Here is a 20,076-nt window from a genome sequence, read left to right as displayed (position 1 = left end):
CGACATGGCGGCCACGCTAGTGAGACTCGCGTCACACCAGGCCGTTGTGAAGGGTCGATTCCGGTGGAATTACGAGGCGTTCCGTACGCCAGGTTCACCCGCAGGGATGAACGGCGGTGGTGGGTGGGCCCGTCGGACGTGGACGGTCACAGCGTCTTCCTGCCGCAGGCGCCGTGCGCGGTGCCGATGACCTGCGAGGCCTCCTCGCCGGTGAGGCCGAGTTCCTTCTTGGTCTTCAGGGCCTGGTCGACGAAGGCCTGGCCGTAGGTGACGCAGAGCGCGTTCCCGTGGGCGACGAGTTCCTCGTCGCCGACCCGGTCGAGGGCCGGGTAGTGCTTGCGGATCGTCCGGAGGTAGAAGGCGGACGAGTACCCCGTCAGCCCGCGCACTCCGGTGGTGGACGGGGAGGCGGACGGGGACGCGGACGCGGACGCGGCGGGTGGCGTGGTCGGGGTGTTCGCCCCGCCGTCACCGGCCGCCGGGCCGCAGGCCGGGGCGGCGAGCGCGGTGACGGCGAGACATATCACGGACAGGGGCAGGCGCTTGTGCATGGATCTCCTGGTACGGGGGCGAACCCGAGGATTCTCTCCCGTACCGGGCACCGTTCACGAACGTGTTTCCTGCTAGGCGTCGTCGAGGCCGCGCTCGATGGCGTAGCGGACGAGCTCCACCCGGTTGTGCAGCTGGAGCTTGCCGAGGGTGTTCTGGACGTGGTTCTGCACCGTGCGGTGCGAGATGACGAGGCGTTCGGCGATCTGCTTGTACGACAGGCCCTTGGCGACGAGCCGCAGCACCTCGGTCTCCCGGTCGGTCAGCGCGGGCGCCTTCGGCTCGTCGGGGGCGGCCGGCGCCGGGCCGGCGGCGAGGCGCCTGTACTCGCCGAGGACCAGTCCGGCGAGGCCGGGGGTGAACACCGGGTCGCCCGCGGCGGTCCGGCGTACGGCGTCGATCAGCTCCGCGGCGCCGGCGGACTTCAGCAGGTAGCCGGTGGCGCCGGACTTGACCGCCTCCAGTACGTCGGCGTGCTCGCCGCTCGCGGACAGCACCAGCACGCGCAGCGCCGGGTTGGCGCCGACCAGGGTCTTGCAGACCTGCACCCCGGGCATGCCGGGCAGGTTGAGGTCGAGGACCAGTACGTCGGGGCCCGCGGCCTGGGCGCGGCGGACCGCCTGCGGGCCGTCGCCGGCCGTGGCGACGACGTCGAAGCCGGCCTCGGCGAGGTCGCGTGCCACCGCGTCCCGCCACATCGGGTGGTCGTCCACGACCATCACCCTGGTGTTCCCGTCGCCGGTGCTGCCGGTGTTCTCGCTCATGCGCGGTCCGTCCTCCCCTGGGTACTTTCAGTTCCACTTCGGTGCCCTGCCCGGGGACGGACACCAGCTCGGCGGTGCCGCCGAGGTCCCGCAGCCGGCCGCGGATGGACAGCGCGACCCCCATCCGGCCCTCGCCCTCCGCCTGGTCGAGCCGGCCGGCCGGGATGCCCGGCCCGTCGTCGCGGACCGTGACGATCACCTCGTCGCCCCAGTCCTCCAGCAGGATCCAGGCCCGGGCGCCGTCGCCGGCGTGCTTGCGCACGTTGTCCAGGGCGGCGCCGACGGCCGCCGCCAGTTCCCGGGCGACCGCCGTGGCCAGCACCACGGGCGTGCCGGGTTCGGCGAAGCTGACCCGGGAGCCGGCGTGCGGGGCGAGCAGGGACCGCAGGTCCAGCTCGGTGTGCGGGGCGTCGGCGGACGGGGCACCGGCCGGGTGCGGGTGCCGGTGCGTGGGCGGGTGCGTGGGCGTGGGTGCCTGAGCGTGCGCATGGCCCGGGGTCCGGGAGCCCGTCGTCAGCCCGCCCGCCACGAGGGTCCGCAGGGCCACCTCCTGCTCTCCGGCCATGCGGCCCAACTCGGCAGCCTCGCCGCCGAGTTCGTTGCCGCGTCGCTGGACCATGGCCAGCACCTGGAGGACCCCGTCGTGGATGTCCCGGGCCAGGCGCTCCCGTTCCCGGGTGGCGGCCTCGATCTCCAGGGCGCGGGCGAGGGTGGCCTCGCTGGCGCGGGCGACCTCGACGACGTATCCGATGGCGATGGAGGCCACCCAGACCAGCAGCACGTTGTGCAGGGTGTCCTGGGTGGGGTTCCCGCGGTGGACGGCGATGTTGGCGGCGGCGACGAAGGTGGAGGCGACGCAGGCCCAGCGCCAGCCGCCCTTGATCGCGAAGGCGAGCACGGACCCGGCCGTCCAGATGGTCGGCAGGGTGGGGCCGCCGCCGGCGATCCGCTCCGCGGTGTCGGCGAACGGCGTGAGGAGGATCCCGGTGACGGCCACGGCCAGGTCGGCACCGAGGAACCGCCTGGTGCAGCCGGCGGCGCCCCTGACCTTGGGCAGGGTGGCCAGGGTCCAGACCGCGAGCACGGCGAGGTAGCCGGCGGCGAGCCAGGGCCGGGGGAACTGGCGGTACGCCGAGGCGAACAGCAGCACCGCGTAGACCATGGTGAGCAGCCGGTAGGCGGTCAGGGCACGCCACAGCGGCTGCTCCACCGACATGCGCATGACGCGTTCGCCCTTCACCGTCTCCCCCACCCGGCGCGGGCGGACCCGCCCGCGGTCACCGCGCCGTAGCGCTACTCCGCGCCCGCGTCGCCCTGGTCGCCCTTGTCCGCCTTGTCGCCCTTGGTCTTCTCGGCCCTGGCTTCCTTGGCGGCCTTCTCGGCGTCGGCGATCTGCCGCTTGGCGGCGGTCGCGTAGATGTCGACGTACTCCTGGCCGGACAGCTTCATGATCTCGTACATGACCTCGTCGGTCACCGAGCGCAGGATGAAGCGGTCGCCGTCCATCCCCTTGTAACGGCTGAAGTCGAGCGGCTTGCCGATCCGGATGCCCGGTCGCATCAGCTTCGGGACGATCTTGCCGGGCGGCTGGATCTTCTCGGTGTCGATCATGGCGACGGGGATCACCGGGGCGCCGGTGGCCAGCGCCACCCGGGCCAGGCCGCCGGGCTTGCCGCGGTAGAGGCGGCCGTCGGGCGACCGGGTGCCCTCGGGGTAGATCCCGAAGAGCTCACCGCGCTCGATGACCTCGATGCCGCTCTTGATGGCGGCCTCGCCGGCCCCGCGGGCGCCGGAGCGGTCCACCGGCAGCTGGCCGACGCCCTTGAAGAAGGCGGCGGTCAGCTTGCCCTTCACGCCCGGCGAGGTGAAGTACTCGGCCTTGGCGATGAAGGTGACCTTGCGGTCCAGCACGGCCGGCAGGAAGAAGGAGTCGGAGAACGACAGGTGGTTGCTCGCGAGAATCGCCGGACCCTCGGCGGGAATGTTCTCGAGGCCCTCCACCCACGGCCTGAAGGCGAGCTTCAGGGAACCGCCGATGGAGAACTTCATAGCGCCGTAGATCAACTGATGAGCCTTCCTGTGTCTGTCGAACAGACCTTAACCCGTTGGCGCCCCACGAGCGGTCCGACGGCCCTGGTCGGTGCCTGTCCGGTCGCGTACGGTGAAGCCACACAGCGCGCCCACCCCCTTACGCACGCCACCCCGCACCCCTCATCCCTCGTCCCTCACCCCTCGTCCCGACAAGGAGACCCCGGTGCCCGTCCTTCCTGGTGCCGAGCCGTTCCGCCACGACGGCGGAGAGATCGGCGTCCTTCTCTGCCACGGCTTCACCGGCTCCCCGCAGTCGCTGCGCCCGTGGGCCGAGTACCTGGCCGAGCGCGGTCTGACGGTGTCCGTGCCGCTGCTGCCCGGGCACGGCACCCGCTGGCAGGACATGCAGCTCACCGGATGGCAGGACTGGTACGCGGAGGTCGACCGGGCCCTGCGGGAGCTGCTGGACCGGTGCGAGAAGGTCTTCGTCTTCGGGCTGTCGATGGGCGGGGCGCTGAGCCTGCGGCTGGCCGCGAAGCACGGTGACGCGGTGAGCGGCCTGGTTCTGGTCAACCCGGCGAACAAGGTCCACGACAGGCTGGCCGTGGTGCTGCCGGTGGCCATGCACTTCGTACGGTCCGCTCCGGGCATCGCGAGCGACATCGCCAAGCCGGGCTCGGACGAGGTCGGCTACGACCGGGTGCCGACGCGGGCGGCGCACTCGCTGCGGAAGTTCCTGCAGCTGGTGGACGCGGAGCTGCCGCAGGTCACGCAGCCGCTGCTGCTCCTGCACAGCCCTCAGGACCACGTGGTGCCGCCGGCCGACTCGGCGCGGATCCTGGCGCGGGTGTCGTCGACCGACGTGACGGAAACACTGCTGGAACAGAGCTACCACGTCGCGACGTTGGACCATGACGCGGAGCGGATCTTCGCGGACAGCCTCGCGTTCATCGGCCGGCTCGCGGGGACCGGCGAAAGGGAGGGGGCGGGTACCGGTGGCTGAGCAGGAGGAGCCGTCGGGCGGTGTCCCGCCGCTCGACGAGGAAGCGGCATGGGCGGCGATCGTCGCCGGGTACGGGGAGGAGCCGCCGGACCCGCCGGGGTCGCGGCCGTTCAAGCCGATCGAGGACCTTTTGCTGCCGGAGGAGGACGTGTTGCCGGAGCCGACGCCGTCGCCCGCGCCGTCGCCCGCCCCTGCGCCCGAGCAGGACGGCGGTCCCGACGCCGGATCGGGGTCCGGGTCCGGGTCGGGGTCCGGGCCCGCGGCCACCCCGGCGCTGGGCAGCTCTGTGCTGTTCGTGCCCGGCATGGGCGGGGCGGGGCCCCGGGACCACTCGCTGGCGGAGCCGGACGGGGACGACCCCGACTCGGCGGACGAGGGGCACTTCGTGCCGCCGGAGCCGCCGCCGCTGCCGGCGGCCGACACGACGGCCAAGTTCGCGTGGCTGGCCGTGGTGGGCGGACCGGTGCTGCTGCTGCTCGCGGTGGTGCTGCGGTGGGACATGACCTGGTGGCTGACGACGCTGGGGGTGGGAGGGTTCCTGGGCGGCTTCGCCACGTTGGTGGCCCGGATGGCGCACGGGGACGACGAGGACGACGACCCGGGCCGCGGCGCGGTGGTCTGACCCACCCCGGCCCGTCCCCGGCCCCCGGCGCAGCCCCGGGCCGCCTTGCGGTACCGGGGCCGCGCCCCGAGCCCGAGCGGGCCGTGGCGGAGCCGCAGCCGCGCAGCCAACGCTCCGCCCGACCACACGGGGCTCCGCCCCGCACCCCGCTCCTCAAACGCCGGAGGGGCTGGACATGCCCACCCGGCACCCGCCCCCAGGGCCACACCCCCGGCGGGGCCCCACCAAGCCCGAGCGGCGATTGAGCGGGCCCCGGCGGAGCCAAGGCTGCGCAGCCAACGCTCCGGCCGGGCACACGGCTGGGCTGCCCGGTCGGCGGGTGGGACGGCGCAGGGGGTCAGGCAGGCGCCGGGAGGCGGAGGGCGGCCAGGAGCGGGAGGTGGTCCGTGGCCGCGCGGAGGTCGGCCGGGGACACCCCGGGCAGCCCCACGGGAACCCCGCAGCCCAGCACCTCCACCCCCGCGGAAGCGAACACCGCGTCGATGCGCCGGTCCGGCGCCCCCGCCGGGAACGTGTGCTCCCCGCCCCACGGCGCCACCGCCCGGCAGTCCCGCAGTTCCCCCGCCAGCCGGGCGAAGGCCGGCCCGTCGGGGGTTTCGTTGACGTCGCCCGCCGCCACCGCGTACGGCGCGTCCAGCGCGCGGAGCCGGTCCAGCAGCAGCCCCGCCTGGGCCACCCGCTCCTCCCGCTGGAGCGACAGGTGCGCGCTGAGCACGGCCGCGCGGGCCGCGCCGAAGCGGACCACCGCGGTGGCGAACCCCCGCCGGTGCAGGCCCGGGGTCAGCGGGAGCAGGACGTCCTCGGTGCGTTCCACGGAGGCCCGCAGCGAGCAGAGCAGCAGCGGCCCGGCCGCGGTGGCGCCGCCGCCCAGGACCACCAGGTCGGTCTTGGCGGCCAGCCGGGCCGCGTGCTTGCGCCAGCGGAAGAACCGCGGCGCCTCCTGGACGAAGACCAGGTCGGGGGCGCAGGCCCGGATCACCCGGGCCACGGCCTCCTCGTCGTCGCGCAGTGAGCGGATGTTGTAGCTGAGCACCCGGATCACCGCGGACCCGTCGGGTTCCGTGCGCGAGGGCGGTAGGTCGGGCAGGCCGGACAGGCCGGGCCGGCCCGGCACGTCGGTCTCGTCGGTCGCAGCGTCCATGGAGGCAACATAGGGCGCTGCCCGCCGCGGCCACAGGGGGCACGGCGGGCAGCGCCCTGGAGAACGGCGGAAAAGCGTCAGCCCTGGCGGGCCAGGTCGGCCGCGCCGACCATGCCGGCCTTGCCGCCCAGCTGCGCGGCCAGTACCTGCGCGTGCGGCCGCCACTGGCCGCCGATGAGCCACCGCCGGAAGGACTTGCGGATCGGGTCGAGGACGAGCTCGCCCTCGTCGGAGACCCCGCCGCCGACGATGAACGCGGACGGGTCGAAGAGCGAGGCCAGGTCGGCCAGGCCCGCCCCGGCCCAGCGGGCCAGTTCGCGGAAGGAGTCGACGGCCACCGGGTCGCCCGCCCGCGCGGCGGTGCTGACGTGCTTGCCCTCGATGCCCTCGACGGTGCCGTCGCCGAGGCCGAGGAGGACCTGCGCCCGCTCCGGGGTGGCGTTGGCGCGCTGCTTGGCGTAGCGGACCAGGGCGCGGCCGGAGGCGTACTGCTCCCAGCAGCCCTGGCTGCCGCAGCCGCAGAGCAGGCCGTCCGGGACCACCCGGATGTGTCCGAACTCGGCGGCCACGCCGAAGCGGCCGCGCCGCAGCTTGTTGCCGATGATGATGCCGCCGCCGAGGCCGGTGCCGAGGGTGATGCAGATGACGTCCTCGTGGCCCTGGCCGGCGCCGAAGCGGTACTCGCCCCAGGCGGCCGCGTTGGCGTCGTTCTCCACGACGACGGGCAGGCCGATGCGCTGCTCGACCTTGTCCTTGAGCGGCTCGTGCCGCCAGTTGATGTTGGGGGCGAAGAGTACGGTCGCCCGCTTGTCGTCGACGTATCCCGCGGCGCCGATGCCGACGGCTTCGACGGTGTGGCCGCTGCTGACTTGGGAGACGGCGGTGCAGATCGCGTCCGTCACGCCGTCCGCGGTCGGTGGGGTGGGCACCGTGCAGGTGTCCAGGATGGTGCCCTCTTCGTCGACCACGCCGGCCGCGATCTTCGTGCCGCCGATGTCGACGCCGATGGTGAGTCCCATTAGTCCCTCGGTTTCCGGTCAAACCCCGCCACGGCCAACGGTACCCGAGGGCGGCGCGGTCTCAGTCGAGGTCGATGCGCCCCGACGGCCCCTGACCGTCGCCGTCGCCGTCACCGTGACCGTCGCCGTCGTCCCGGGGGTCCCGGTCCCCGCCGTGCCTCTGCGGCCGGTCCGGTGCGTGCGGCGGCCGCTCGTCGCGGGTCCAGCGGCGCTCGTGGCCGGCGACCGCGGAGCGGTAGGCGGCGAGGAGTTCGGAACCGGCGGCGGCGAGGTGGTCGAAGACCTCGGGGTTGCGCTCGACGACGGGCTTGGCGGCGCTCCTGGCCTGGTTGACGAACTGCCGTACGGCGCCCTGCGCGGCGGCGCCGATCAGCGGGTTGTTCAGCCCGGAGACCTTGTCGGCGACGGCCTCGAACAGCTTGAGCAGTTCCTCGGCGGCGGTGCCGGTGCCGGCGGCGGAGCCGTCGCCGGAGCCGCTCTGCCGGGCCCGGCGGCGCGCCTTCTCCGCGGCGAGGTCCTCGGCGCAGGCCTCGGCCCAGGCGTCGTCGTCGGTGGGGCGGTCGGTGGCCTCGCTCATGGCGGACTCTCCTGCGGATGCTGCGGATGCTGCGCGGGCGGACACCTTCGACGTTACCCGAACGGGGGTAGCGGTTCAGGTGCTCCGGGGCCAGAGCGCCGGGTCCGGGGTGAAGCGGATGCGGAGCTCGTCGTCGGCGAGGGCGGCGCCGGAGACGGTGCAGCGGCGGAGCGCGGAGGGCAGGGGAACGATCCTGCGGTGCGGTCCGGCGGCCAGCAGGAGTTCGTCCCCGCGCCGGACCAGGTCGAGCTCGCGCTTCTCGGCGCCGGGCAGCGGCACCGTCCAGACGAGTACGCCGTCCTCCGCGAGCCGGTCCGTGACCGGCCACCGGGGGCGGGCCGGGGCGGGCAGCGGTCCCGGGTCCAGCAGGGCGAGGTCCTCCGGGCCGCGCGGGTCGCGGCCCAGGTGGGGCAGGGGTCGGGCTCCGGGCCAGCGGGCGGCGTACTTCTCCTGCTGGGCGGCGAGCCCGGCCAGCCACGGCTCCGGGGAGCCGGCGGGCACCATGCGGTTGGCCAGCACCGGGCCGACCGGCAGGCCGTGCAGGGCGAGGCCGAGCAGGCCGGTGCGCAGGGCGTCGGCGGCGGCCGGTCCCGGCTCGGCGACGACGTGGACGCTGGTGCCGGGGGCTTCGACGACGGCCTGGACGGCGGCCAGTTCCCGGTCCCAGCGCTCGGCGGCCTCGTACAGCCACTGCGCGGGCATGGGCACTCCGGCGAGCTGGGCCAGTACGGGCCGCAGCGCGCGGGCGGCCTGCCGCTCGGCGGGGACCAGCCGGGCCAGGTAGCGGCGGAGCTGGGCGGGGAGGGCGAGGGCGGCGACGGCCTGGGGCAGCGGCGGCAGGTCGACGACGACGAGGTCGTGCGGCCCGCCGGACGCGGCGGCGCCGGATGCCGCGGTGCCGGATGCCGCGGTGCCGGATGCCGCGGTGCCGGGCGCGGCGGTGCCGGAGGCGGCCCGGCGCAGGGCCCGGAGCAGGGCGAACTGCTCGGCGCCGGGCAGTTCGGTGAGTTCCTCGGCGGTCAGCGGGCGCGCTCCGAGCATGCCGAGTACGGAGGTGCCGCGTTCCTGGAGGTCGAGGAGTCCGGCGCGGAACTCCTCACCGGAGTCGATCCGGCCGACGGTCAGCCCGGGCACGGGGCCGGCGGCGGCGCCCGGACCGTCGACGGAGCCGGAGCCGGAGCCGGAGCCGACGCCGGCGCCGACGCCCGGGCCCGGGTTGCCGAGGACCGCTCCGAGCGGGTCCCCGGCGTCCCCGGACAGCAGCAGCACCCGCTCGCCGCGCCGTGCCGCCGCGAGTGCGGTGGCCGCGGCCACGGTGGTGCGTCCGGCCCCGCCGGGGCCGGTGATGAGCAGGGTGCGCATGGGGGTCAGGCCGTTTCCACGCGCTTCTTCAGGCCGGCCAGGGCGCGGTCGATGATGACCTTCTCGGCCTTGCGCTTGATCATGCCCAGCATGGGGATCTTGACGTCCACGGTGAGCTGGTAGGTGACCTCGGTGTGCTTGCCGCCGGCGACCGGGGCGAGCCGGTAGGAGCCGTCGAGCTGGCGCAGCATCTGCGACTTGTCGAGGGTCCAGCTGACCTCGTCGGAGCCCTTCCAGGTGTAGGCGAGGGTGTGGTCGTCCTTGATCGCCCCGGCGTCGAGCAGCAGCCGGACCTTCTCCGCGCGGCCCTCGGCGTCGGTTTCGAGCACCTCGGCCTCCTTCACCTCGCCGGTCCACTCGGGGTAGCGGGCGAAGTCCGCGATCACGGCCATGACCTCGGCCGGCGACGCCTCGATCGTGATGCTCGATGTGGTGTGTTCCGCCATCGCGGTGGCTCCTCCGGGCTGGGGTTACCTCCCCGCGTCAGCTGGGGGAGTTCGAGGAAGTGTGCGGCTGGGGCCGCCGCGTGAAGGCTACCGCGCGTCGCGGGATCACCACTCCAGGGCCCAGGGGGTTCCGGTCGCCGCGAAGTGTCCGACGTTCACGCACTCGGTGCCGCCGATCCGCATCCGGCGGGCGAGCGGCTGGTGGACGTGGCCGAAGAGGGCGTACCGGGGGCGGGTCCGGCGGATGGCGGCGAGCAGGGCGGCGCTGCCGCGTTCGAAGCGGCGGGCGACGGTGTCGTAGCAGAGTTCGGGGACCTCGGGCGGGATGTGGGAGCAGAGCACGTCGACCTCTCCGAGCGCCTCGACCTTGGCGGCGTACTCCTCGACGTCGACCTCGTACGGGGTGCGCATCGCGGTGGGCAGGCCGCCGCCGACGAAGCCGAAGACCCGGCCGCCGATCTCGACGCGTTCGCCGTCGAGGACGGTGGTGCCGGCGCCGGCGTACTCGGGCCAGAGGCCGGGGACGTCGACGTTGCCGTAGGTGGCGTAGGTGGGGGTGGGGAAGGCGGCGAACATCTCGGCGTACTGGCGGCGGACGGCTTCCTCGATGAGGCGTTCGCGGTCGAGCCCGTCCCACAGGCGGCGGCCGAGTTCGCGGGCCTCGGCGAACCTGCGCGCGGTGCGGAGGGCGACGATGCGGTCGGCGTTCTCGACGCCGAAGAGGTCGGGGAAGATGCCGCGGGAGTGGTCGGCGTAGTCGAGGAAGAGGACGAGGTCGCCGAGGCAGACCAGGGCGTCGGCTCCGTCCCCTGCGCGGGCGAGGGCCTCGGCGTTGCCGTGGACGTCGCTGACGACATGGACCCGCGTGCGCCTTTTCGATCCATCCATGGGCTCACCCTAGGGGGGCGCGGGCCACGCCGACCAGGGGCGGTCCCGACCGCGGGAGCCTGCCGGACCTGCGGTTACTTCCTAGTCCCGAGCGGCGTGGACTAGTGTCGGGGCGACAATGCCGCGTCATGTGACGCACGGAACATCTGGCCGGTTCCCCCTACCGGGAACCCACTACCGGTGGGTAACGTCCGGTCGGTCCACATCGTGGCGATGGCGCCCCAGAGGAGCAGCAGTCTTGCGCGAGTTCAGCCTTCCGGCCTTGTACGAGGTCCCCTCGGACGGGAACCTCACGGATCTCATCCGCCGCAACGCCGCTCAGCATCCGGACACCGCCGTCATGGCGCGCAAGGTGGGCTCCTCCTGGCAGGACGTCACGGCGACCCAGTTCCTCGCCGAGGTCCGGGCCGCCGCGAAGGGCCTGATCGCGGCGGGCGTCCGCCCCGGCGACCGGGTCGCGCTGATCTCCCGTACCCGCTACGAGTGGGTCCTGGTCGACTTCGCGATCTGGACCGCGGGCGCCGTCACCGTCCCCGTGTACGAGACCTCCTCCGCCGAGCAGATCCAGTGGATCCTGGGCGACTCCGGCGCGGTGGCCGCCGTGGTCGAGGGCCCCGGCCACAGCGAGTCCCTGGCGGGGCTGCGCGAGGCGCTGCCGGAGCTGCGCGAGGTCTGGGAGATCGAGCAGGGCGCGCTGGAGGCGCTGAAGGCGGCCGGCGCGGAGGTCTCCGACGCCGAGGTCGACGAGCGCAGCAGCCTCGCCAACGCCGACGACCCGGCGACGATCGTCTACACCTCGGGCACCACCGGCCGCCCCAAGGGCTGCGTGCTGACCCACCGGAACTTCTTCGCGGAGTGCGGCAACGTCGTGGAGCGGCTCAAGCCGCTGTTCCGCACGGGCGACTGCTCGGTGCTGCTCTTCCTTCCGGCCGCGCACGTCTTCGGCCGGCTGGTGGAGGTCGCCGCGGTGCTGGCGCCGATCCGGCTGGGCTGCGTACCGGACATCAAGAACCTGACCGACGAACTGCAGTCCTTCCGGCCGACGCTGATCCTGGGCGTGCCGCGCGTCTTCGAGAAGGTCTACAACTCGGCGCGGGCCAAGGCCCAGGCGGACGGCAAGGGCCGGATCTTCGACGCGGCGGCCGAGACGGCGATCGCGTACAGCCGGGCGCTGGACACCACCGGCGGGCCGTCCTTCGGCCTGCGCCTGAAGCACAAGATCTTCTCGAAGCTGGTCTACAGCAAGCTGCACGCCGTCCTCGGCGGGCGCGGCGAGTACGCGATCTCCGGCGGCGCGCCGCTGGGCGAGCGGCTCGGGCACTTCTTCCGCGGCATCGGCTTCACGGTGCTGGAGGGCTACGGCCTGACCGAGTCCTGCGCGGCCACGGCGTTCAACCCGTGGGACCGGCCGAAGATCGGCACGGTCGGCCAGCCACTGCCGGGGTCCGTGGTGCGGATCGCGGACGACGGCGAGGTGCTGCTGCACGGCGAGCACGTCTTCAAGGGGTACTGGAAGAACGAGGCGGCCACCGCCGAGGCGCTGACCGACGGCTGGTTCCACACCGGTGACGTCGGCACCCTGGACCAGGACGGCTACCTGGCGATCACCGGCCGGAAGAAGGAGCTCATCGTCACGGCGGGCGGCAAGAACGTGGCCCCCGCGGTGATCGAGGACCGGATCCGGGCGCACGCGCTGGTCGCGGAGTGCATGGTGGTGGGCGACGCCCGGCCGTTCGTGGCGGCGCTGGTGACCATCGACGAGGAGTTCCTGGGCCGTTGGGCTCAGGAGAACGGCAAGCCGGCCGGGGTCACGGCGGCGGAGCTGCGCGAGGACCCGGACCTGGTCGCCGCCGTGCAGAAGGCGGTCGACGACGGCAACGCGGCGGTCTCCAAGGCGGAGTCGGTGCGGAAGTTCCGCATCCTGGGCTCCCAGTTCACGGAGGAGTCGGGCCACATCACGCCTTCGCTGAAGCTGAAGCGGAACGTGGTCGCGAAGGACTTCGCGGACGAGATCGAGGCGCTCTACCGCGGCTGACGCGCGGTCCCCGGGCGCCGGGGTACGGATGTGAGAAGGGCGGGGGGGGCGGCGGGGGGGGGCCCCCCCCGCGCCCCCCCCCCGGCCCCGGGGGGCCCCCCCCCCGGGCGCCCCCCGGGGGGGGGGGGCGGCGCGCCCCCCCCCCCCCCGCCGCCCCCCCCGCCCTTCTCACGTGGGTGCCCGGTCGCGGGCCGGCCACGAGGTTTCGGTCCGGGGCCAGTCGCGCCATCGGGCGCGCACGCGCCGAATGCCCGCTCCCGGGCCTCACGGCCCTCGTGGGATGCCGTTCCGGACGCACCGGTGGCCCGCCGGGAGGTTCCCGCCGGGCCACCGGTGTTCTGCGTGGGTGTTCAGTCCCAGGTGAACTGCCAGGTCCCGGTCCGGGTCTGGCCGTCCGCGTAGGCGGTCGTGTCATGGCCGTCGGGGCAGTACGCGTACTGCTCGATGGCGGCCTCGGCCACCTCCAGAGGGTCCTGTGGCGGCCGGGCGACGTCCAGCACCAGCATCGTGTCGGTCACGAAGCGGAGTTCGGCGCCGAAGCGGTCGTTCCAGGTGTGCAGGAACGCCGCGTGATCGGAGTCGCGCATTCCCCGGTTCTCCGGCCCCACGAACCAGTTGGGTGCGTACGGACGACCCGGCACCAGCCCGGGCACGGACCAGCCGGTCGGGGTGCCGACCAGACACAGCCACGACCCTGTGGACTCAATGGTCGCAGGGGGGTCCGGAACGGACGAGACCTGGACGGCGAGCTGCTCCGGATCGAAGTCCTCCCGCCATCCGCGCCTCTCCTCGTCGTCCTCCGCGTTCGCGAGCCGGTCCGCGAGCACCGCCGCCGTCACTTCGGCGACGATCTCCCGCGGAGCCGTCACGGCCCGGTCGTCGAACACGTCCGGGTCTCCGGGCTCTCCGGCGACCAGCCGGGCGGGGTCGAGGTCGGTGAGCACCGGGTGCATGCCCGTGTGCTCCCTGGCAGCCAGCAGCCGCCTCCACTCGGTCAGGGCCGCAGCCCTGGAAACCCGCCATCCGACGACACCGACGCCCGAGCGGGCGACGGCCGTCTGACGACCGGGGGGCACTTCGAAGCCGGCGTCCGCCAGCGTCTCCATCATCAGGTCGATGTCCACGGTTCGGTCGTTCACCAGCTTTCCGGACATCAGCGGAGATCCTCGGTGATATCGAAATCGTCACCGATGATACGGACACTCGTGAGGCCCACCGGGTTCTGGGTTCCTCGCCTGACGGAATCGATCGCCCTGCGGGCCAACCCCTCGTCGTGGTCCTTCAGCCGGATGACGACGGCGTCCGCTCCCTGCTTCCATCCGCTCCGGATCTCGTCCCTGACGGAGTTCTGGGCGTTCTTGCCCTTCGGAGCCATGACCTTGAACTCCGTACGGATCCCGTCGACCCAGGCGTCGAACGAGCCGCCCGCGCCGGGTGCGAAGCGGTCCGGGCTGCGGCCGGCGCCGCGGGCCACGACGTAGTGCCCCTCGTTGGCGAGTGTGTACGCGACGTCGAACTCCCCGTCCTTGAAGCTGAGGGGAACGTCCCTGTAGTCCTTGCCCTTGAGGTCGGGTTCCTCGCCCGGCCAGGTCCAGGACTCGTCGATCCGACTGAGCACCTCCTTGATGCGGTCGTCCTCGCCCTTGGTGAGCTCGATGCCGAAGAAGTCGACGCCGTTCTCCTGGGTGTAGGCGGACCACTTGCAGGCGAACTTGGGGTCGCCGAAACAGCGTTTGTTCGCGTCCCGTATGCGGTCGAGGGACTCGCCCTTAGCGTGCTTCTCCAGCACCCAGATCTCGAAGAACCTCCGCTCCCGCTGCTTGTGCGCGAGCTTCTTGCTCAGGCGGACCTGCTGCTGGGCGTGGTCCTCGTTGGCGTAGGTGAGGGTCTTCTCGTAGGGCTTGCCGGTGTAGTCCTTGGTACCGACGTCCCAGCCCTTGCTGGTGTACCGGCAGACGAAGCCGGGTTCGTTGCACTCCGACGGCTTGAGGCCCGTCGGGTCGGACAGGTTGACCGGGTTGTTGTTGGAGTAGCTGTACCCGTGCTGCTGCTGCGGGTCGGCCATGTCCATGATCGGGTCCACGGAGACGAAGCGGCCGATGGCCGGGTCGTACTCGCGGGCGCCGAGGTGGGTCAGGCCGGTGTCGGTGTCCTTGGTGCCGCCGACGAAGCCCTTGTCGCCGGTCCAGGCCGTGGGCTGGGTGCCGCGGGCCTCGCCGAAGATTCCGGTCTTGCGGCGGACCACGGTCTGGGCGGCGTCCGCCGAGACCTGGGTGGAACCGGTGCCGTGGTGGTCGTTGAAGACGAAGGTCAGCTTGCCGCCGGTGCGCACCGCCGCCGTCTGGCCCGCGACCGAGTAGTAGCGGGTGCCGGTGACGGTGGTGCCGGCCTTGTCGAGCTTGAGCTCGTTGCCGCCGGGCAGGTAGAGGGTGGTGCCGGTGGAGTCCTTGCGGATCAGCCGGCCGCCCTCGGCGTCGTACAGGTTGGTGCTGGTGTTCGTCCCCTGGGTGACCGAGGCGAGGTGGCCCTCGTCGTCCCACTTCAGGGTCTGCAGCGCGGCGGCACCGATCTTCCGGGTCTCGGTGTTGCCGGCCGCATCGTAGGTGAAGACCGCCTCGTGCGGGCTGGTGCCGGTCTGGGTGACCTTCGGCAGGTTGTGCTTGCCCGCCGCCGGGGCGGCGTAGGTGCGGACGGTGTCCGCGGTCGGGCCGGAGGCCGTCTTGTGCTTGGTCTCGGTCTGCCGGTTGCCGACCGCGTCGTAGGTGTACGAGGTCCAGTACGCGTCCGGACCGCCCACCACGGAGGTGGAGGGAGCGGCGGCACAGGTCTCACCGGTGTTCGTCCAGGCCTCCGTCACCCGCCGCAGGGCGTCCTGCTGGAAGCACTGGGTGTCGGTGGTGCGGGAGGCGTCCTGGCCGAAGGCCGAGGCGATCGAGGTGATGTTGCCGGAGGGGTCGTGCGCGTACCGGACGTCCTCGACGCGCTGCGGGGCGACCTCGCGGTCCAGGTAGGACCGGGTGAGGGAGCCCGAGTGCTCGTCGTACTCGCGGCTCACCCACAGGTGCTGGGCGAAGGCGCCGAACTCCTGGCGGATGTTGCGGCCGTAGTGGTCGTAGGTGTTCGCCGAGACGATCGGGTCGACGCCCGCGCCCACGGTGTTGAGCAGGCCGGAGCCGGACAGGTAGGTGTTGGCGACCTTCTCCGACGGCAGCCCGCCCGCGGCGGGGTGCTGCACCCACATCACCTGGCCGGTGTTGAGGTTGTAGGAGTTGGTCCACTTGTAGGTGCCGGCCAGCAGACCCTCGGCTGCCGGGATCGTCACCTGCTGGAGCACCGGCAGGTAGAGGCTGTTGTACGAGGTGATGGCCGACTCGTAGGCCTGCCCGTTGACCCAGCGGACGGACTTCGCCGCGCGGCCCTTGCCGTTGGTGGCGGTGTCGTACGTCCACTCCGAGAGGAGGGTGGTGCCCTTCTTCACGGCCGTCTTGCGGCCCAGCTCGTCGTAGTCGGTGTGCAGGGTGATCAGGCGGCCGTCGGTGAGGTCCGTGAGCCGGTCGCCCTGGTCGTAGGTGTACTTCGACGTGCCCTTGTCCGGGTCGTCCACCTGGATCTGGCGTCCGCGGACGTCGTAGGTGTACTTCCAGGTCGCGCCCGAGGGATCGGTCGTGCTCTCGATGCGGCCGCGCTTGTCGTAGGCGTACGAGGAGGTCTGCCCGGCCGAGCGGTCCGCCGTCGTGTACTGCTTGTGCGCGACGGTACGGCCGAGCGCGTCCACGGTGGTGGTGGTCGCGGTGCCGCCCTGCGGCGGGACGACCGTGGTGGTGTCACCGGTGTAGCTGGTGGTGGTGCGCTTGGTCTCGTCGCCGAACCGCTTGGCGATCACGGCGGTGACCCGGCCGGCCCCGTCGAACTCGGTGTCGGTGGACGCCGGGTAGTTCAGCTCCTGCCCGGTGACCAGGACGGGCTCGGCCGCGCCGGTGGCGAAGAACCGGCCGGAGCTGCGCCAGGCCAGGCCGCGCGTGTCGTAGAAGCTCTCCGTCACCAGCCGGCCCGCGCCGTCGGGAGAGGGCTCCTGGGTCTGCCGGGCCCGCAGGAGGCCGTCCGAGAAGGCGTAGGCCGTCTTGTAGGCGGAGTCGTGCGACAGGGTCTTGGTCGCCGTGACGACCGGGCCGTCGTTGCGGACCGTGTAGTCGAAGACGTGGTTCGGGGAGTCCGGGTAGGTGGTCGCCGAGCGGGTCGGCAGCCAGACCTTGGTCACCCGGCCGAGGGCGTCGTAGACGGTGGTGGTGATCTTGCCGTTGGCGTCGGTGACCTGCGTCGGCTGGCTCCGCAGCGGGTCCATGACGGAGGTCTCGACGTGACTCTTGGCGTTGGTGATCGCGACCGTGGTGGCGACCTCGCCCGAGGCCGGGGTGTAGGCGGTGCGGGTGACCTTGCCGTAGGCGTCGGCGGAGGCGGTCTGACGGCCGTGGGCGTCGTAGCAGAGCTGGTTGGCGGTGGCGCCGCAGATGCTGGGGACGCTGGTGAGGACGTCGTAGCCGTCGCCCTTGCCGTTGATCCGGTCGGTCTTGGTGATCAGGCCGCTGCCGGGGACGGTGCCGAGGGCTCCGCCGTCGTAGTAGGTGCGGACGTCGTTGATGACGTCGCCGGGGCGGGAGACCGGGCTGCCGCAGGGCACCGCGACGGTCTCGATCCGGCTCACCCGGTCGACGATGCCGGTGGCGGTGTTGCGGGCGTAGCTCTTGGTGACGCACTGCTCGTCACCGGTCTTGTCCTTGTCGCCAGTGAACGACTCGGTGGCGATCATGCCGTACGCGTCGAAGGTGCGGTGGATCTCGGTGGTGCGGACGCCGGCCGTGACCGTGGCCCGGGTCGACTCCTTCTCCACGCCCGTCTTGTACGACACGAGCGCGGGCAGGCCGGGCCGGTTGCGGGTCGCCACGGCTGCCGAACGCCACGGGGTGGACGAGGTCGCGGTGATCAGCTTGGTGAGGTCGTCGCCGTTGTAGGTGGCGGTCTCGCGCACCTGGCCGGCGAACTCCGGACGGTCGGTGACGGCCACGCCCGCCGAGTCCTGGACCGCCGCGCCGTCGATGCCCCGGAAGAAGCGGGACTCACTCAGCGTCCTGGGGTCGGAGGCGGCGCCGGTCCGGGTCTGGACCCGGCCGTAGCCGCGGTTGACCGAGTGGACCCGGTCCTCCGCCTTGGTGAACTCGTCCTCGCTCTTGGCCCAGGCGGCGCCGTCCAGATAGGAGTACGAGGTGACCTTGTCCGGGGACTCCACCAGGTTGTCGCCCTCGACGACCTGGGTCACCACGTAGGTGTTGAACCAGTCGAGCTGGGCGGTCTCGCCCTCGAAGGCCCACTTCACCGGGTAGCAGCGGGTGGTGTTGGAGCCGTCCGCCGCGGGCAGCGAGGTGGGCGTGCAGTCCTGCGGGGAGTAGTACACCCCGATGGTGCCGCCGGTCTCGGTGGTGATCTGCGACATGCGGAGCCGGATGAACGGGGCCAGCCCGTCACCGGTCCTGTCCACACGGTTGGCCTTCTGCTCGCCGGCGAAGGTCACGGCGGGCAGGGTGATGGCGGTGCCGGCCTTGCCGGTGTGCTGGACGGACTTCAGCCACATCGGGGTGGAGATGCCGTCGCCGGAGGGCGGGAAGCTCTGGTCGAGGGTCCAGGTGTCGACCTCCTTGTGGACGCCCCCGGTCAGCACCTTGGTGGTGATCGACTTCAGGCGCATCCGGGACCAGAAGCTCGGGGAGTGCATGTCCTTGCACTCCGTCGAGCCGTCCTTGCAGAACAGGTCGAACGGGACGTCCGGCCAGTTCTTGGCGTTGGTCTCGTCGAAGGTCCCGCAGTTGGCGAGGCAGCGCTCGTCGACCCCGAAGGAGACCTGCCCCATGGGCTTGCCGGTGTAGACGGCGTCGGAACGCAGGCCGTAGTCGATCCGGTCCAGCCAGCCGCCGCGCACGTAGCGGGTGACGGTGGCCTTGCCGTCCTGGGAGACGTTGCGACCGTAGTTGTTGGTCTCCTGCTTCCAGTAGTAGGCCATGGCCGCGCCACCGGGGGCGATGACGTGGTCCAGCTGCCAGCGCCAGGCCTGGTTGCACCAGCCGCTGGCGAAGCTCGCGTTGTAGCAGGGCTCGCCGGACTGGTTGCCGAAGACCGGCACCGTCCAGGTGGAGTTGGTCACCGGGTCGTCGGCGGCGGTGCCGTTGTCCTTCCAGCCCGGCAGACGGTTCAGGCCGAAGAAGTACTGGGTGCCGTCGGTGCCGGTGACCTTCCAGTGCTCGCCGGCGCCGTCGACGCCGGCCGTGCCCTGGTCACCGTTGACCGCGCCGGTCAGCCTCTCGACCTTCTCGCCCGAGTCGGACGCCGGGTGCCAGCCCTTGCCGCTCTCGTAGACGAGTTCGGTGGTCTTGCCGCCGAGGTTGAGGACGGCGTTGTCGTTGAACCAGCACAGGTCGCCGACCTTGGTGGTGTTGGTCCCGCCGGTCTTGTCGTCCTCGCAGCCCTTGTACTTGCGCTCGATGTAGCCGGGCTCCCAGCCCCAGCCGTCACCGATCCAGGACGGCTGGGAGTTGGTGGCCGCGGTGAGACCGTCGACCGCCTGCGAGCTGTACCCCAGCGAGATGGACGGCTGCGGGCCGCCCGGCACCTGGGGCACGGAGATCGGGTAGGTCCAGGAGAAGGCGCCGGTCGAGCCGCCCGCGCTCCAGGTCCCGGAGGGCTGGAGGGAGGTGGCCTTGTAGGTGCCCGTCGGGCCGGACTCCTCCGCCGTCGCGGCCATCACCATGGCGGTCGGGGCCAGCGCGGTGCGGGTGGTCAGCTTGCCGGTCCGGACGTCGTTCTCCGTCGGCAGCGGCTTCTGCGTGCGGCACTCCGGGCGTTCGGGAGTGGTCAGCGCGCAGGAGGGGAGCTGCACCAGCCGGAGCCGGGCCGCCCAGTCGCCGCCGTAGGCGTGGCGGAACGCGTCGTACGCCACCTCGACCCTGGCCGGGGTCTTCTGGGCGAACGAGCCGCCGGGGCGGGACACGGACAGCAGGACGCCGTCCACGCCGGCCTTGCGGGCGGTCTTCCGGTCGGCGACGGAGACCTTGGCCGCGCCGCCGGCGGGGCGGGCCGCGGCCGCGCCGAAGCTCTTCGGGGCCGGACGCGGCGCCTCGGGCACCACGTTGACGGGCAGCGAGCCCACCCGACCGCCGCGGTCCAGGGAGACCTGCCCGGCGCCGGCAGCCGGCCAGGCGGTCTTCGGCTTCTGGGTCCGGGCCGCGGCGTCGGGACGCTTGGTCCCGCCCGCCTTCATGCCGGTCACCGGCACGGCCTTCGGCTGCTTCAACTGCGGCAGTTTCACACGGTCTTCGGCCTGGGCCGCGCTCGCGGCCCCTGGCAGCGCACCCAGGAGGACAGCGGTGGCCAGCGCCACCGATATCCCTCTTCTTCGCGCGTATTTCACGCGTACTCCCCTACGGGTATTTCGAAATATCCGCCGCAGGCTACAGGACGGGAAAAGATTACGGTCCGAGGCCAAACCGGCATGATCGACTCGTCGGGAGGGATACCGACGCAATCGCGATCATGCCCATATGCAGGGCAGAAGCGCCAAGCAGGGGCCAACCGGGAAACCTCAAGGGAACCT

14 protein-coding genes and 1 pseudogene are annotated in these 20,076 nt (G+C 72.6%); 3 read left to right on the top strand and 12 right to left on the bottom strand.

The features are described from left to right. Positions 1-146 precede the first annotated feature (146 nt). From ACFY61_RS00940 to ACFY61_RS00925, 4 genes and pseudogenes are all read right to left on the bottom strand, one after another. Positions 147-551 (bottom strand): hypothetical protein, encoded by a 405-nt coding sequence (locus ACFY61_RS00940; protein ID WP_389465147.1) that lies wholly within the window; start codon positions 549-551, stop codon positions 147-149. A gap of 72 nt (positions 552-623) precedes the next feature. After that, positions 624-1,313, bottom strand: coding sequence for a response regulator (locus tag ACFY61_RS00935; protein ID WP_389465146.1), 690 nt, complete (start codon positions 1,311-1,313; stop codon positions 624-626). A 7-nt stretch (positions 1,314-1,320) separates the two neighbouring features. Next, positions 1,321-2,535 (bottom strand): annotated as a pseudogene (macS, locus tag ACFY61_RS00930) (MacS family sensor histidine kinase); the annotation flags it as partial. Positions 2,536-2,606: 71 nt separating this feature from the next. Beyond that, complete coding sequence (locus tag ACFY61_RS00925) at positions 2,607-3,362, bottom strand: lysophospholipid acyltransferase family protein (RefSeq protein WP_389465902.1); 756 nt, start codon at positions 3,360-3,362, stop codon at positions 2,607-2,609. Positions 3,363-3,567: 205 nt separating this feature from the next. On the opposite strand from ACFY61_RS00925, the gene ACFY61_RS00920 reads away from it, so the two are divergent. Beyond that, a complete protein-coding gene (locus tag ACFY61_RS00920; RefSeq protein ID WP_389465144.1) occupies positions 3,568-4,347 on the top strand; it encodes an alpha/beta hydrolase in 780 nt (259 codons plus the stop codon). Continuing rightward, entirely contained in the window at positions 4,340-4,969 is a 630-nt protein-coding gene (locus ACFY61_RS00915) for a hypothetical protein (RefSeq protein WP_389465141.1), read from the top strand. The genes ACFY61_RS00920 and ACFY61_RS00915 overlap by 8 nt, the downstream gene beginning before the upstream one ends. Positions 4,970-5,306: 337 nt before the next feature. On the opposite strand, the gene ACFY61_RS00910 is transcribed toward ACFY61_RS00915, so the two are convergent. The 6 genes from ACFY61_RS00910 to ACFY61_RS00885 form a co-directional block, all read right to left on the bottom strand. Further along, positions 5,307-6,110 (bottom strand): endonuclease/exonuclease/phosphatase family protein, encoded by an 804-nt coding sequence (locus tag ACFY61_RS00910; protein WP_389465138.1) that lies wholly within the window; start codon positions 6,108-6,110, stop codon positions 5,307-5,309. A 77-nt stretch (positions 6,111-6,187) separates the two neighbouring features. After that, complete coding sequence (locus tag ACFY61_RS00905; RefSeq protein ID WP_389465135.1) at positions 6,188-7,129, bottom strand: ROK family glucokinase; 942 nt, start codon at positions 7,127-7,129, stop codon at positions 6,188-6,190. A 61-nt stretch (positions 7,130-7,190) separates the two neighbouring features. Next, positions 7,191-7,706: a DUF5304 family protein gene (locus ACFY61_RS00900; protein ID WP_389465132.1), complete on the bottom strand. Its 516-nt coding sequence runs from the start codon at positions 7,704-7,706 to the stop codon at positions 7,191-7,193. A 75-nt stretch (positions 7,707-7,781) separates the two neighbouring features. Next, a complete protein-coding gene (locus ACFY61_RS00895) occupies positions 7,782-9,068 on the bottom strand; it encodes an ArsA-related P-loop ATPase (protein WP_389465130.1) in 1,287 nt (428 codons plus the stop codon). A 5-nt stretch (positions 9,069-9,073) separates the two neighbouring features. After that, the gene (locus tag ACFY61_RS00890) at positions 9,074-9,514 is read right to left on the bottom strand and encodes an SRPBCC family protein (protein ID WP_389465127.1); all 441 of its coding nucleotides are present in this window, start codon (positions 9,512-9,514) and stop codon (positions 9,074-9,076) included. Between the two features lie 105 nt (positions 9,515-9,619). Then, positions 9,620-10,402 carry a metallophosphoesterase gene (locus ACFY61_RS00885; RefSeq protein ID WP_389465125.1) on the bottom strand — a complete coding sequence of 261 codons (783 nt, stop codon included), beginning with the start codon at positions 10,400-10,402 and terminating at the stop codon, positions 9,620-9,622. A 238-nt stretch (positions 10,403-10,640) separates the two neighbouring features. On the opposite strand from ACFY61_RS00885, the gene ACFY61_RS00880 reads away from it, so the two are divergent. Beyond that, entirely contained in the window at positions 10,641-12,437 is a 1,797-nt protein-coding gene (locus tag ACFY61_RS00880) for an AMP-dependent synthetase/ligase (RefSeq protein WP_389465122.1), read from the top strand. Positions 12,438-12,787: 350 nt separating this feature from the next. Here ACFY61_RS00880 and ACFY61_RS00875 read toward each other — a convergent pair whose 3' ends face one another. Together ACFY61_RS00875 and ACFY61_RS00870 are read right to left on the bottom strand one after the other, a co-directional pair. Further along, the gene (locus ACFY61_RS00875) at positions 12,788-13,591 is read right to left on the bottom strand and encodes a DUF4253 domain-containing protein (protein ID WP_389465119.1); all 804 of its coding nucleotides are present in this window, start codon (positions 13,589-13,591) and stop codon (positions 12,788-12,790) included. Further along, complete coding sequence (locus ACFY61_RS00870; protein ID WP_389465117.1) at positions 13,591-19,776, bottom strand: RHS repeat-associated core domain-containing protein; 6,186 nt, start codon at positions 19,774-19,776, stop codon at positions 13,591-13,593. The genes ACFY61_RS00875 and ACFY61_RS00870 overlap by 1 nt, the downstream gene beginning before the upstream one ends. Positions 19,777-20,076: the final 300 nt, after the last annotated feature.

This window comes from Streptomyces sp. NPDC012888, assembly GCF_042900645.1.
Classification (GTDB): domain Bacteria; phylum Actinomycetota; class Actinomycetes; order Streptomycetales; family Streptomycetaceae; genus Streptomyces.
The sequence above is the reverse complement of the archived record's forward strand: the minus strand, read 5'-3'. Positions and strand labels throughout refer to the sequence as shown.